Source organism: Modicisalibacter luteus DSM 23508, from assembly GCF_000378505.1.
Classification (GTDB): domain Bacteria; phylum Pseudomonadota; class Gammaproteobacteria; order Pseudomonadales; family Halomonadaceae; genus Modicisalibacter; species Modicisalibacter luteus.
This window is the reverse complement of record NZ_KB900000.1, coordinates 1-13,116: the sequence shown is the minus strand read 5'-3', so window position 1 is coordinate 13,116 and position 13,116 is coordinate 1. Positions and strand designations below refer to the sequence as shown.

12 protein-coding genes are annotated in these 13,116 nt (G+C 63.4%); 2 read left to right on the top strand and 10 right to left on the bottom strand.

Features of this window, described 5'->3' with window-relative positions:
* Positions 1-19 precede the first annotated feature (19 nt).
* The 6 genes from pcaQ to mdlC all read right to left on the bottom strand — a co-directional run bounded on the left by pcaQ (position 20) and on the right by mdlC (position 7,497).
* On the bottom strand, positions 20-943 hold the full coding sequence (gene pcaQ, locus F568_RS0116670; protein WP_019019899.1) for a pca operon transcription factor PcaQ: 924 nt from the start codon (positions 941-943) through the stop codon (positions 20-22).
* Positions 936-2,141, bottom strand: a complete 1,206-nt coding sequence (locus F568_RS0116665; protein WP_019019898.1) for an MFS transporter — start codon at positions 2,139-2,141, stop codon at positions 936-938. Before F568_RS0116665 ends, pcaQ begins: the two co-directional genes overlap by 8 nt.
* A gap of 67 nt (positions 2,142-2,208) precedes the next feature.
* A complete protein-coding gene (locus F568_RS0116660; RefSeq protein ID WP_019019897.1) occupies positions 2,209-3,216 on the bottom strand; it encodes an alpha/beta fold hydrolase in 1,008 nt (335 codons plus the stop codon).
* 108 nt (positions 3,217-3,324) lie between these two features.
* On the bottom strand, positions 3,325-4,776 hold the full coding sequence (locus F568_RS0116655) for an aldehyde dehydrogenase (RefSeq protein ID WP_019019896.1): 1,452 nt from the start codon (positions 4,774-4,776) through the stop codon (positions 3,325-3,327).
* Between the two features lie 52 nt (positions 4,777-4,828).
* Positions 4,829-5,848, bottom strand: a complete 1,020-nt coding sequence (locus F568_RS0116650; protein WP_019019895.1) for a TRAP transporter substrate-binding protein — start codon at positions 5,846-5,848, stop codon at positions 4,829-4,831.
* 62 nt (positions 5,849-5,910) lie between these two features.
* The gene (gene mdlC, locus F568_RS0116645; protein WP_019019894.1) at positions 5,911-7,497 is read right to left on the bottom strand and encodes a benzoylformate decarboxylase; all 1,587 of its coding nucleotides are present in this window, start codon (positions 7,495-7,497) and stop codon (positions 5,911-5,913) included.
* A gap of 98 nt (positions 7,498-7,595) precedes the next feature.
* On the opposite strand from mdlC, the gene F568_RS0116640 reads away from it, so the two are divergent.
* Positions 7,596-8,495: a LysR family transcriptional regulator gene (locus F568_RS0116640; protein WP_019019893.1), complete on the top strand. Its 900-nt coding sequence runs from the start codon at positions 7,596-7,598 to the stop codon at positions 8,493-8,495.
* 64 nt (positions 8,496-8,559) lie between these two features.
* Here F568_RS0116640 and F568_RS0116635 read toward each other — a convergent pair whose 3' ends face one another.
* The 3 genes from F568_RS0116635 to F568_RS0116625 are packed head-to-tail and all read right to left on the bottom strand — an operon-like array spanning position 8,560 to position 11,437.
* Positions 8,560-9,852, bottom strand: a complete 1,293-nt coding sequence (locus F568_RS0116635; RefSeq protein WP_019019892.1) for a TRAP transporter large permease — start codon at positions 9,850-9,852, stop codon at positions 8,560-8,562.
* Between the two features lies 1 nt (position 9,853).
* A complete protein-coding gene (locus F568_RS0116630) occupies positions 9,854-10,381 on the bottom strand; it encodes a TRAP transporter small permease (RefSeq protein ID WP_019019891.1) in 528 nt (175 codons plus the stop codon).
* A gap of 27 nt (positions 10,382-10,408) precedes the next feature.
* Complete coding sequence (locus F568_RS0116625) at positions 10,409-11,437, bottom strand: TRAP transporter substrate-binding protein (RefSeq protein WP_019019890.1); 1,029 nt, start codon at positions 11,435-11,437, stop codon at positions 10,409-10,411.
* A 299-nt stretch (positions 11,438-11,736) separates the two neighbouring features.
* Between F568_RS0116625 and F568_RS0116620 the strand changes: the two genes are divergently transcribed.
* Positions 11,737-12,402: a haloacid dehalogenase type II gene (locus F568_RS0116620; RefSeq protein ID WP_019019889.1), complete on the top strand. Its 666-nt coding sequence runs from the start codon at positions 11,737-11,739 to the stop codon at positions 12,400-12,402.
* A gap of 65 nt (positions 12,403-12,467) precedes the next feature.
* Here the strand turns inward: F568_RS0116620 and F568_RS0116615 are convergent.
* Positions 12,468-13,116 (bottom strand): carboxymuconolactone decarboxylase family protein (locus F568_RS0116615; RefSeq protein ID WP_019019888.1); only part of this gene is annotated, 649 nt, incomplete at its 5' end.

Here is a 13,116-nt window from a genome sequence, read left to right as displayed (position 1 = left end):
CCGCCCTGCCTCGACCCGCCTACGGGTCGCGTCTGCCGGCCAGGTCGCGCAACTGCTCGATCAAGCGTTCTGCCGCCGGCGACAGCGCACGGGTCGCGTTGATGCATACGCCTACCGAGCCGCCATGCGCCTCGATATCGATAGGTAGACGGACCAGCCACTTCTCGGTGAGATCACTACGCACAGCATCCAACGGCGCGACCCACAGTGCGTCGGTACGTTGTACGTAGCGACGGCTCAGGGTCAGCGATAGGGTTTCCAGTGCAACGGGCGGCGGTGGGCCACCCTGCTCGACCCAGAAACGCTCGATCTGTTCGCGAAGCGTGGTCGGCGTCGGCGGAACTACCCAGGGATACTCGCCGAGCATGTCGGCACTCAGCCGGGTGCGTGGCAGACTTGCCAGGGCATGTCCGGTACGGGCCACAAGCACCAGCGGTTCGTGGTAGAGATGCTCGAAGCTGAACCCACGGCTTTCCTGTGCTTCGCTCATACGGCCGACAACCAGGTCCAGCTCACCCAGCCCGAGTTGAGAGAGCAAATAGGCACTCGGCCCGGAATTGACCTGCAGGCGTATGTCGGGAAATCGCCCATGCAGCGCCTGGGCGGCCTGTGGCAGCAAGCCCTCCTCCACCGTCGACAACGCGCCCACCCGCACCACCACTTCCCCGCTTGCCGGCTGGCGTACAGCGGCCAACCCCTCCTGCAGCAGGTTGATCGCCGGCCCGGCGTGTCTCAGCAGGGCCATGCCCGAAGGCGTAAGTGTCACACCGCGCGGCCCGCGCTCGAACAACGACGCGGCAACGGCCTCTTCCAGTTCACGGATGGTCTTGGACATGGCCGGCTGGGTAATGGCAAGGCTATCGGCCGCCCGAGCAAAACTGCGCTGGCGAGCTACCTCCAGAAAGGCTTGTAGGTGGCGTAGCTTGATTCTCGGATTAAGCATGGTCAGCCGCCAACAGCCGCCGCGTGCCCAGCATGGCGACGACGCTCACTACCAGGGTGGGCAGAAACGCTAGTGCCACATGACCGCTGACATCGTTCAGCCAACCGCCCAGCACAGTGATCGCAAAGACCAGCAGGTAGCCAAAGAACAGCATGCCGCTCATCAGTCGCGGCAGTTGTTCAACGCTAGCCAGCCAGGCGGGCAGCGCCAGAACGAAAATGAACAGCGCACTGGTGAAGAAGCCGAACACGCCGGCGGTCCAGACGATGCTTGCCCCAGGCGATACCAGCATGGCCGGAATCGCAAGCAGCGCACACAAGGTGATGACGACCAGCGGCCAGCGTTGGCCGAGCAGACGATCCGCCCAGATCACCAGCAACGCCGAGGACAGCATCTGAGCGGCATTAAGCGAGGCCAGGCTGGGACCGAGCAGCATCAGGCGCTCGCTGTCTTCGAGAATCGGCGGTAGAAAGACGTTGCCACAGAAATACAACGCCGCGGCGCAGCCCAGCAGCCACACCAGGCGCCACATGCGCCCGTCACGAACATCGGGCAGCGTCAGCCCGCCCTGGCTGCGCGGCAGCTTGGACGCCATCGGCAGCGCCTTGCCCGCCAATGACAGAACCAGCATCAATAACGGAACCGGCGCTACCCACAGCGCAAAGGCCCACTGCCAATCCTCCTGAAGCCAGGCGGCAACCAGCGGCCCTGTGGCGCCGGCAGCGAGTAACTCGCCAACCAGCAGGCCGTTGGTGTAGATCGCCGAGGCGCGCCCGACACGGCCCGGCACCCACAGCTTGGCGAGTACCGGAATGGCGGTCTGCATGAAGGCAATGCCTGCGCCCATCACTACGGTGGCCAGCAGGAACGGCAGGAAATCCTCCGGCACGGCACGCAGGGCACTGCCCAGCGCCATGACTGCCAGCCCACCCAACATACAGATTCGCGCCCCCAGGCGCGCCAGCAACCAACCTGCCACCAGAGCGCCACAGGCCAGCGTGACCAACGGCAGGCTGGTGGCGATTGCCACGTCGCCGCTGGAGAATCCCAACACACGTTTCAGTTGAGGAATCAATGGCGGCACGATCAGCACCGACAAGCGCAGGTAGAGCCCCAAGCACCATAGCAGGCCGTAAGCGAGTCTGTGCTCACCGGTATTTTCCGTATCGAGGGCGCCCTCGAGGGTGCGGGACGTCATGCCGTGTTCCTTGTACCAAGAATCGACGAAGGCCTACTCCACGGCGGTCGTCCCGTCGAAGCAAGCCTCAGGAAATAGCAGGCGAGTGATCGGTCAACGCTTCCAGTACCTCGCGAATCGCCTCGGCAACGATATCCGGATGATCCTCGGGATTGAAGTGCTTACCCCCCGGAATCGTCTCGACCCTCGGCGCGCCAAGCAGCATGGCCAGGCGCTCGGCCGACTCGAGACCCAGCGGATCCTTCTCGCCCCAGACGATGCGTACCGGCAGGTCCGGCCGTGTCTCAAGACGTGAGGCAGCTTCCATCGTATCGGCAGCGCTTAGATAGCGGGCCTGATTGGCGAAGCCGGCTGGCCCTGTTGGACGGCTGTAAGGTTCCCACAACAGCGTTGCCGACTCCACACCGCGCGCAGCGTCATCATGACCAAGGTCGCGAATGCCGGTATGGAGGAGCGGCTTGAGTGCGGCCGGCGGTAACATGCCGACCAGCGAATGGCTTTGCTGCACCAGTTTCATCATTGGCACCGGCCAATTGTCGAAAGCCACAGAGTCCACCAGCACCAGGCCAGCAAAGCGTTCGGGGTGGGCGGCAAGCAGCGCCTGGACCACCCCGCCGCCGACATCATGCCCGACAAACACTGCCCGCTCGATACCCTGCGCCTCAAGCCAGGACTGCAGATATTCCGCCTGGGCGGGAATCGAGATGGCCCGCCCCAGCCCTTCGTCGATCGAGTAGCCGTAACCGACCATTTCCCAGGCCAGGCGGGGCGCTCCCGAGGCCTCGAGCTGAGGAATCACATAACGCCAGATACGCGGATTGGTCGGGATGCCATGCACCATGACGATGGGCAGCTTGCCCGAGGTGCGTTCGCCATGCTCCTCCCAGCGCATCAGAATGCCCTCCACCAGAGCACTGCGTGAGAGCGCCGGTGCGACAGGCATATCATCGGTTCCCGAGCGACGCGCCTTGAGCGCCTGCCGCTTCTGGTAAGCGGCGTAGGCAAACCAGGCGGCGGTACCCAACAGAGCCAACCGGCCAAGGCCTGACGACTTGCGCGAACGATGGTTATCCATAACCCCCTCCTGAACATGACGGCGTATCGGTAAGGCCCCGCCGGATGCGAGGCCTGCCGTCAGCTTAGGCACACTCCTTCGTCAGCGCGTAATTGCTCGGATCGACGCTCAGATCGGATAATGACGTGGACCGAGCTGCATTGTCATCCAGCGCAGCTCGGTGAACTCCTCGATCCCCGCCTTGCCGCCGAAACGCCCGTAACCGCTGGACTTGACCCCACCGAACGGCATCTGCGGCTCGTCATGCACGGTCGGTGCGTTGATGTGACAGATGCCCGACTCGATCTGCCCGGCCACGCGCATCGCCCGCGCCGTGTCACGGCTGAATACCGCCGCCGACAGGCCGTACTCGGTGTCGTTGGCCATGCGGATCGCCTCGGCCTCGTCGGCCACGCGCATCATCGCCACCACCGGCCCGAAGGATTCCTCGCGATACAGGCGCATGGCCTCGGTCACGCCATCGATCAGGGTCGGCTGCATGATCACGCCGTCGGCCTTGCCGCCCGAGGCCAGGCGCGCACCTTTCTCGAGGGCATCGTCGATCAGCGAGTTGAGCTTCTCGCCCGATTCGCGGTTGATCAGCGTGCCCAGCGCATTGCCCTCGCCACGCGGGTCGCCGGCACGCAGGCTGGCGGCCTTCGTCGCCAGCTTGTCGGCGAAGGCATCGGCGACGGCATCGACCACGATCAGGCGCTCGGTGGACATGCAGATCTGGCCCTGGTTGAAGAACGCCCCGAAGGCGGCCGCCTCGACTGCAGCATCCAGGTCGGCGTCGTCGAGCACCACGAAGGGCGCCTTGCCGCCCAGTTCGAGCAATACCGGCTTGAGCTGACGTGCCGCACGCTCGGCAATGATCCGCCCCACCGGGGTGGAACCGGTGAAGTTGATGCGTCGCACCGCGGGGTGATCGATCAGCGCACCGACCACCTCGGCAGCCTGCGCGGGGGCGTTGGTCACCACGTTGACGATCCCCTCGCCGAGCCCTGCCTCGATGAGTACCTCGCCAATCAGGTGGTGGGTCGCCGGGCATTGCTCCGAGGCCTTGAGGATCACCGTGTTGCCACAGGCCAGCGGGGTGGCGATGGCCCGGGTGCCGAGGATGATCGGCGCGTTCCACGGCGCGATGCCCACCACCACCCCGCACGGCACGCGCACGCCCATGGCCAGGTTGTCGGGCACGTTGGAGGGAATCACGTCGCCGCTGATCTGGGTGGTCAGTGACGCGGCCTCGCGCAGCATGCCGGCGGCGACCATGACATTGAAGCCGGCCCAGCCCGGCGTCGCGCCGGTCTCGTCGACCATGCGTTCGATGAACTCGGCCTGGCGCGCTTCCATGAGTTCGGCGGCCTTGAGCAGCTTCATGCGTCGCTCGCCGGGGCCGGTCTTCGACCAGGCCGGGAAGGCACCGGCCGCGGCATCGGCGGCAGCCCGGGCATCCTCGACCGAAGCGGCCGCGGCACGGGTCACGGCCTCGCCGCTGAAGGGATTGGCGCGGTCGAAGTTCGTATTGCCTTGCGGTGCACGGCGTTCACCGCCGATCAACAGTTCCAAGGTGTTCATGGCGTCTTCCTTATTCTTTCATTCGCAACCGTTAGCATCCTAACGCCAGGGATCAGGCCTCGCACCGCTCACGCAGCGCCAAGGCTTTCTCGTAGACTTCCTTGGCATTATCGAGACCACGTTCCTCGAGCCGCTTGAGATAGTTTTCGGTGCCTTGCTTGAGCGGCGCGGCCCAGGCGGGATCGTTGAGCGGATCTTCAACGACGTGGATGGTGTCGCCCTGGGCTTCGGCTTCCTCGCGCCCGGCCTTGTCGAGTTCGCCAAAGACCTGGCCCGCCTTGAGCGCCCATGCCATGCCGCTGTTATCATCGATCACTGCCTGCATTTCGGGAGACAACCGGTCGTAGGCGGTCTGGCTCATTGTCGCCACGATAGCGCCGGCGTAGTACGGCACCTGCAGGTGATAGTTCGTCAATTCGTTGATGCGGAATACTTTCATCGCCTCCCAAGGGAAGCTCAGGCCATCCATCACGCCACGCTGCAGGGCGGTATAGATGTCCGGGGCCGGCATGCCCAAGGGCTGGGCACCCATGCTGGCAAGCATCTCACCGGCTACCTCGCTGGGACGTCGGATACGCAAGCCCTGAAGATCGGCAGGCGTACGGATCTCGGTATCCCGGGTGTGCAGGTAGGCCGGCCCGGTGGTGAACATGAACAGCACATGGGTATCACTGTACTCCCCGACGATGTCACCTTCGTCATAGAGCGTCTGCAATATGCACGCGCCTTGCGATGCGCTGTTGGCGACCCCTGGTAACTGGACGATCTCGGTGAGCGGGAAGCGGCCGGCCGTATAGCCCTGCAGCGTGACGGAAATGTCGGCAATGCCATTGGCCGCCGCGTCGTAGGCCTGGTCGGCCTTGGCCAGGGTCTGCGAGGGGTAAATCTCGACCTTGATCTGGCCATTGGACTCCTGCTCGACCTGGTTCGCCCAGGCCTGATAAATGTCCTGGTTGACCGCCGAGCCGGCCGGCCACAAGTGCGCCATGCGCAGGGTGGTTTCCGCCCCAGCCGAGGCACACAACCCCAGCGTGGAAGTGACGAGCAGCAAGCGTGAGATGGCGTGTTTCATGCGTTTTCCTCTCTTGTCGTTATTGATGTTTCGCAGTTGACCGACGTCCGGGCGCCAGACCGTCAGGGTTCGATAGTGGTAGTCGGCACCTCGATAAGCATGGGCTTGGTGGCATTCAGGGCTTGGCGTAAAGCACTCTCGAAAGCATCGCGAGTATCGGTGCAAACCGCCTCAACGCCGTAGCCGCGGGCAAGGGCGCAGAAGTCCAGCCCGGGTACATCGAGGCCCGGAGCATCCTCGGCGTCCAGCATGCGCGAGAACCAGCGCAGGGCGCCGTAGGTGTCGTTACGCAGGATGATGAACACTACCGGCACGCCGTACTGGGCCGCGCTCCACAAGGCGCTGATGGCATAGTTGGCCGAGCCGTCACCGATCACCGCAATGACCTGACGCTCGGGACGGGCGAGTTGTACGCCCACCGCAGCCGGCAACCCGAAGCCCAGTCCACCGGCCGCCGGAAAGAAGTAGCTGTCGGGTTGGCGCATTTCTACGCGTTGCCAAAAGGCGGTGACCGTCGAGGTCGACTCCTTGACGAAGATCGCATCCTTCGGGGCCAGTTCATCCAGCGCATCGAAGACGCTTTCGGGTGCCAGTCGGCCTGGCTCATCCGGCACCGGTTGCGGCAACGGCAACGGCTCGGGCATGGCGCGTTCGCTCTGTCGCAGCGCCGGAAGCAGTTTGTTCAACGTGGCGTACAGCCCGCCGACCAGGGCATCGCCCATCGGCGCCCGCGCGGCCTCCTGTGCATCGCTGGTCAGGTGAATCAGTTCAGCCCCCTCGGGCAAGTAGCGGCCCGGTGCGTACTGGTGGTAGCGGAATACCGGCGCACCGATGACCAGAATAAGGTCGTGCCCTTCCAGTTTGCCGGAAATCCCCGAGATTGCTGCCGGTAGCACCCCACGGAAGCAGGCATGGCGGGTCGGGAACGGGCAGCGCGAGGCGGACGGTGCCACCCAGGCCGGCATGCGCAGACGCTCAGCCAGATCCACAGCCAATGCATTGGCATGCTCTGCATCGACCTCGGGCCCCAATACCAATACCGGATTGCTCGCCCGGTTGAGGCGCTCGGCCAAACCGGCCAGCTGTTCATCGGACGGCGTGCCGGCATGATCCACATCGCGCCGGGTAACCAAGGCGGCATCCTCGGCGACTTCGCGTCCCCAGTCATCATGAGGGATCGACACGTACACCGGCCCCTTGGCAGGCAGGTTGGCCATGTGAATCGCCTGGCTGATTGCCCGAGGTACGTCCTCGGGGCAGGCCGGCTCGTAGCTCCACTTGACCAAGGGACGCGGCAACGAGGGAGCATCGACGTTGGCCAGCATCGATTCGACACCGATCATCGACCGCGCCTGCTGCCCGGCGGTAAGTACCAGCGGTGAATGCGAGTACCAGGCGTTGGTCAGCGCCCCCATGGCATTGCCGGTGCCTGCCGCGGCATGCAAGTTGACCAGCACAGGTCGTCCACTGGCCAGGGCGTAGCCGTCAGCCATGCCGACCACGACGCCTTCATGCAAACCAAGGACGTACTGAAAGTCCTCGGGAAAGTCCTTTAGGAATGGCAACTCATTGGAGCCGGGATTGCCAAAGACGACGCTCAGACCTTGGCGGCGCAATAGCTGATAGGTAACGGAATGCACGGTAGGCATGATGGGCTCCGAGGGGACTGTATGGTTCCACGTTAGGCCGCGTGTTAGCATCGATCCAATCGATAGTTCTTCTATAAAAAATAAATAATGTCTATTCCATGAGTACCATTGATCTCAATTTGGTGAGAGTCTTCGTCACGCTCTATGACGCCCGTAGCGTGACACTGGCCGCAGAGCGGCTACACGTCACCCAACCCTCGGTAAGCTATGCCCTGTCGCGCCTGCGCGCCCTGTTCGATGATCGGCTTTTCGTGCGTTCCCGCGATGGAATGGAGCCCACCTTTACCGCGATGCAGCTTTACCCTGGTCTGCGTGATTCTCTAGCTCAGATCGATAGCGTTCTTGAAAGCAGCAAGGAATTCGAGCCACGCCGTTCCCAAAGGCGTTATCGCCTGGCTCTGACAGATCTTGGCGAAATGTCGTTATTGCCGCGCCTTCTCGCTCATCTACACGCCCAGGCTCCTGACATCGAGCTTGAGGTCGTTCCTCTGGAGATCGACAAGGTGGAGGACTGGCTGGCCACCGGCAAGGTCAATGCCGTTATCTGCAGCCGCCCGATCAGCTCGGCAGGCGTCGAGCGGCGGGTGCTTGTCAGCGATGAACGTTACGTATGCCTACTCAACCGCGAGCATTCCTTCATCGGCGACTCCCTGACCCTGGAGCAGTTCATCCAGGCCCGGCACGCCGTGGTCGCCGCCTCGACCGGGCATGGCCTTGCCGAGGACGTGCTGCGCGAGCGGGGGCTACAACGCAAGGTCAGCCTGAAGGTATCGCACTTTTCGAGCCTGCCGCGCATTCTTCAGGAAAGCGACCTGCTGGCCATCCTCCCCGAGCGGATCGCTAGTGCTTTCGTACGCGAGGCCCCGCTCAAGCTTCTCGAGCTACCGTTCGACGTCCCGCTCTTTGAAGTCGCGCTGCATTGGCAGTCCCATACCACCCGCTCCCCGGCCCAGCGCTGGTTCTGCGACAGCATCGTCGAGGCCATCGCCAGCGCATAAGCTTGCAAGAAAAACGCCGACGGCAGGACCGTCGGCGTTGTACTCCCGGATTCCGAATAGGCCGCTATCCAGTCACCAGATATAGACTGAGCGCCGGGAACAGGATCAGCAGCGTCAGGCGCACGAAGTCCGAGACGATGAACGGCGCCACGCCCTTGAAGATCTCACCCAGCCCGACATGCGGGGCCATCGCCTTGATCACGAACACGTTCATGCCCACCGGCGGGGTGATCAGCCCCAGCTCCACGGTCAGCACCGTGATCACCCCGAACCACACCGGGTCGATGCCCACCGCCTGGATGATCGGGTAGACCACCGGCACGGTGATCACCAGCATGGCGATCGAGTCCATGAACATGCCGAGGATGAAGTACATCGCCAGGATGCACAGCAGCACGACGATTGGTGCCAGGTTCAGGCTGAACAGATAGTCCGAGATGGAAAACGAGATGCGCGATACCGAGATGAAGTAGCCCAGCGTCTCGGCACCCACCAGCATGAAGAACACCACCGTCGACAGCGCCAACGTCTCCTGCAGTGCCTGCCACAACCCGGCGCCGCGGATACCCTTGACCAGCGCGTAGATCAGCGTGGCGAAGGCGCCCACGCTGGCCCCCTCGGTGGGCGTGAACAGCCCGAAGTAGATGCCCAGGATGATGATCAGGAACACCGCGAAGAACGGCACCAGCCCGGCCAGCGAGCCGAGTTTCTCGGCCCAGCGGGTTGGCTCACCCGCCACCGCCAGTGTCGGCTTGATCCGCATCATCACGGTTACCGTCAAGGCATACATCACCAGCCCCAGCAGCCCCGGAATCAACCCGGCCATGAACATGTCGCCCACCGACTGCTCGGTAAGGATGGCGTAGATCAGCAACGCGATGCTCGGCGGAATCATGATCCCCAGCGTGCCGCCGGCGGCCAGCGCCCCGGTAGCCAGGCCACGGTTGTAGCCGTAGCGCTCCATCTCGGGCAGGGCCACCCGGGTCATGGTACTGGCGGTGGCCAGCGACGAACCGGAGATCGCCGAGAAGATACCGCACGAGCCCACCGCGGCAATCGCCAGACCGCCCTTCCAGCCACCGCAGATGATCCGCGTGGACTCGAACAGCTTGCCGGCCATGCCCGAGTGCGCCGCCAGCACGCCCATCAGGATGAACATCGGCACGGCGCTGAAACTGTAGTTGGTCAGTACCTCGACGGGCACCGACTTGACCATCGAGATTGCCGCGTCCCAGCTGATGACCTGGGAGAAGCCCCCCACGCCGATGACCAGCATGGTCAGCGCCACCGGCATGCGCAGGATCATCAGGACCAGCAGCAGGCCCAGGCCCAGGGCACCGATCATTTCGCTACTCATCTCAGATCTCCTCGACCGATGCCACGCGGTAGTTGAACAGCAGCCCCAACAGGGCGAAGGCCAGGCTGCGGATGCTGAGCAGCAGGCTCAGGCCCGCCGCCATCCAGTAGATCGGCCCCATCGGCAGGCGCAGGTCCTGGGTGACCTCGCCATGCGCCCCGGCGCTGACCGCCGCGTCCCACAGGCCGATGGCCACCACCAGCCCCAGGGCGGTGAAGCCCAACAGGTAGAAGCCGTTGAGGCGGGTCTTGATGGTGGCGTTGAGCCGGTGGCTGAACGCCTCGACTACCACCTGGCCCTTCTCGACGTTGGCGGCCATGGCGGCCAGCAGCGCAAACAGCATCAGGTAGCTGACCAGTTCGACACTGCCCACCACACTCCAGGCCAGTGCCCCGTCCGTGAGGCGATAGACATAGCGCAGCGTCACGTCGACGACGGTCACCGCCAGCATGCCCACCAGGGCGATGCCGGCGATGAGCCTGCACAGGGCTTCCAGCCAACGACTGAATCGAACGAGCCCTTGCTGCATGATGATCTCCTAGAAAAGGTCCTGCGGTTAAGAGGACTGCGCAGCGCAGGCCTGCTTGGCGTCAAGTGCCGCCTGATAGACGTCATGCGCCTGGTCGAGACCACGCTCTTCAAGGCCGCTCAGGTAGGTCTCGATGCCCTGCTGCAGCGGTGCCTGCCAGTCGGAATTCTCCAGCGGATTATCGATGACGCGAATGGTGTGTCCCGCCTCCTCGGCTTCCTGCTTGCCGGCCTGGTCGATGCGATGGAATACCTCGCCAGCGTTCTCGGCCCACTTCATGCCCGAATTGGCGTCGATGACCGCCTGCTGCTCAGGTGAGAGGCGCTGGTAGGTCTTCTCGTTCATGGTGGCCACGAAGACCAGCGTGTAGAACGGCACCTGGGTGTGGTAGTTGGCCAGCTCGTTGAGACGGAAGACTTTCATGCCTTCCCAGGGGAAGCTCAAGCCATCCAGCACGCCACGCTGCATGGAGGTGTAGATGTCCGGGGCGGGCATGCCGACCGGCTGGGCACCCATGTTCTCGAGCATGTTACCGGCCACGGCGGTCGGGCGGCGGATGCGCAGGCCCTGGAGGTCAGCCGGTGTCTGAACGTCTGTCTCGCGGGTATGGATATAGCCCGGGCCGGTGGTGAACATGAACAGCACGCGGCTGTCCTTGTACTCGTCGCCGAAGTGGCCTTCGTTATAGAGCGTCTGCATGATGCAGGCGCCTTCCGGGGCCGATTCGGCCACGCCGGGCAACTCAACGATCTGCGACAGCGGGAAGCGGCCGGCAGTATAGCCCTGGGCAGTGATGCCGATATCGGCGATGCCCTTGACGGTGGCTTCGTAGGTATCGTCGGCCTTGCTCAGGGTCTGCGACGGGAAGTTCTGTACACGCAGCTCACCGTTGGACTCTTCCTCGATGGTCTTGGCCCAGGCTTCGAAGATGTCCTTGTTGATTGCAGACGCACCCGGCCAGAAGTGCGACATGCGCAGGGTGGTCTCACTGTGGGCCGCAGTGGCGACACCGGCAATGGAAAGTGCCAGCAAGCAGCGAGTCAGGGTACGTTTCATGGCTAGGGGTCCTTTTATCGTTATCGAACAAGGAAGCTGGATAACGCCATGCTCCCTCATTTCACTCAAGATGACTATTAGACGAACGATAGTTCGCATAGCGATCACACCCAATGCTAGCGGCTCTCGGCGCGGAGGAAATCGCGACTTTGGTCTAACAAGGAAGAGGTAAACAGGCCAAGGGCATGTCGTGTCCACCGGCACACCGCGTCATGTCGGATCGCCTCACAGACACCAGCACGCTTTACGTCTGCTCGCCAATCGACTGTCATGAAAGCGCACATGGAAAAGGAGCTCCCATGCATATCGTATTCGACATTAACGAGACCTTGCTGGACACAGCGGCATTGAACCCGCTGTTTGAGGAGATGTTTGGCACCTCCCAGATGCGTCAGGTGTGGTTCTTGACACTTCAGGAACACTGGATGACCGCCACCCTAACGGACCAGTTCCTGCCTTTCGGCGAACTGGCGACTGCCGCACTTCGTCAGGTGGCCCAGCAACAAGGCCAATCGGTTTCCGAGGTACAGCAGCAGGCACTGGTCGAGGGGCTTCAGACGTTACCCGCCCATCCAGACACCTTGCCTGCGCTGGAATGGCTGAGCCGGCAAGGCCATACCCTGTCGGCACTCACCAACGGTAGCCTGGCCGCCTTACATAAACAGCTGCAGCATGCTGGGCTGGCCGGGCTGTTCGATGCCGAGTTGAGCGTTGAACAAGTACAGCGCTACAAACCTGCTCCCCAGGCCTATCGTCTGGTCACCGAGCATTGGCGGATCGACCCGGGCGAAATGACGATGGTGGCGGCCCACCATTGGGACGTGGTCGGGGCCTCCCACGCCGGGTGTCTGACCGGCTTCATCGCGCGTCCCGGCAAGGCGCTTGACCCGCAAGGCTTTACACCAACCTGGCAGGACGATGACCTCGAGTCGCTTTGCCGCCAGGTTGCGGCCGCGACCGGCTAGCGTTGCCTGCTTCTTGGGCTCTGGAGCCGCCCACTGGACGGCTCCGGACTGGCAAGCGTAGTCGCTCAGCCAAGCGACTCGCCCCAGCCCAGTTTCTTGGCCAAGGCAAAGGCATGGTTGGCAGCGGGGACGCCACCATAAATGGCGACATGCATCAGCACCTGACGCAGTTCCGCCTCGGATAGCCCGATGCGCTTGGCCGTCTTGAGATGCAGTTCCAGTTCCTCACGGCCCAGCGCGGCGAGAATCCCCGTGGTGATCATGCTGCGTTCGCGCCGAGTCAGGTCGTCGTTGCTCCACAGCTCACCCCAGGCCAGCCGCGTGATCATCTGCTGGAACGGCGCATCGAGCGTGGTTGCCCCGGCGCTGGCCCGGGCGACGTGCTCTTCGCCGAGGACCTGCTTGCGGGTTTCCAGCCCGATGGCATACGGCACGCCCTGCGCGCCGACATCGCCCAGGTCGACAGTCAACCAGCCCAGCAGGCGCTGGGCGAAGGCACCGGGGCACTCCACCGACGGCACATGACCCACGGTGCCGAGAATCTCAAGAGGCGCATCGCTGCATTCGCCTGCCAGCGTTTCCAGCGTTGCTGGCGGTGTCGCCATGTCCTCGCTGCCACCCAACAGCTGGACTGGCACGTCATGGTCGGCCAGCTTGCCGCTGAAGTCGGTGCGTCCCAGCATCTCGCACAGACGCGCATAGCTCTCGCCATCA

Coding starts and splice junctions, on each gene's coding strand:
- pcaQ (WP_019019899.1), bottom strand. CDS start 943: ATGCTTAATCCGAGAATCAAGCTACGCCACCTACAAGCCTTTCTGGAG.
- F568_RS0116665 (WP_019019898.1), bottom strand. CDS start 2,141: ATGACGTCCCGCACCCTCGAGGGCGCCCTCGATACGGAAAATACCGGT.
- F568_RS0116660 (WP_019019897.1), bottom strand. CDS start 3,216: ATGGATAACCATCGTTCGCGCAAGTCGTCAGGCCTTGGCCGGTTGGCT.
- F568_RS0116655 (WP_019019896.1), bottom strand. CDS start 4,776: ATGAACACCTTGGAACTGTTGATCGGCGGTGAACGCCGTGCACCGCAA.
- F568_RS0116650 (WP_019019895.1), bottom strand. CDS start 5,848: ATGAAACACGCCATCTCACGCTTGCTGCTCGTCACTTCCACGCTGGGG.
- mdlC (WP_019019894.1), bottom strand. CDS start 7,497: ATGCCTACCGTGCATTCCGTTACCTATCAGCTATTGCGCCGCCAAGGT.
- F568_RS0116640 (WP_019019893.1), top strand. CDS start 7,596: ATGAGTACCATTGATCTCAATTTGGTGAGAGTCTTCGTCACGCTCTAT.
- F568_RS0116635 (WP_019019892.1), bottom strand. CDS start 9,852: ATGAGTAGCGAAATGATCGGTGCCCTGGGCCTGGGCCTGCTGCTGGTC.
- F568_RS0116630 (WP_019019891.1), bottom strand. CDS start 10,381: ATGCAGCAAGGGCTCGTTCGATTCAGTCGTTGGCTGGAAGCCCTGTGC.
- F568_RS0116625 (WP_019019890.1), bottom strand. CDS start 11,437: ATGAAACGTACCCTGACTCGCTGCTTGCTGGCACTTTCCATTGCCGGT.
- F568_RS0116620 (WP_019019889.1), top strand. CDS start 11,737: ATGCATATCGTATTCGACATTAACGAGACCTTGCTGGACACAGCGGCA.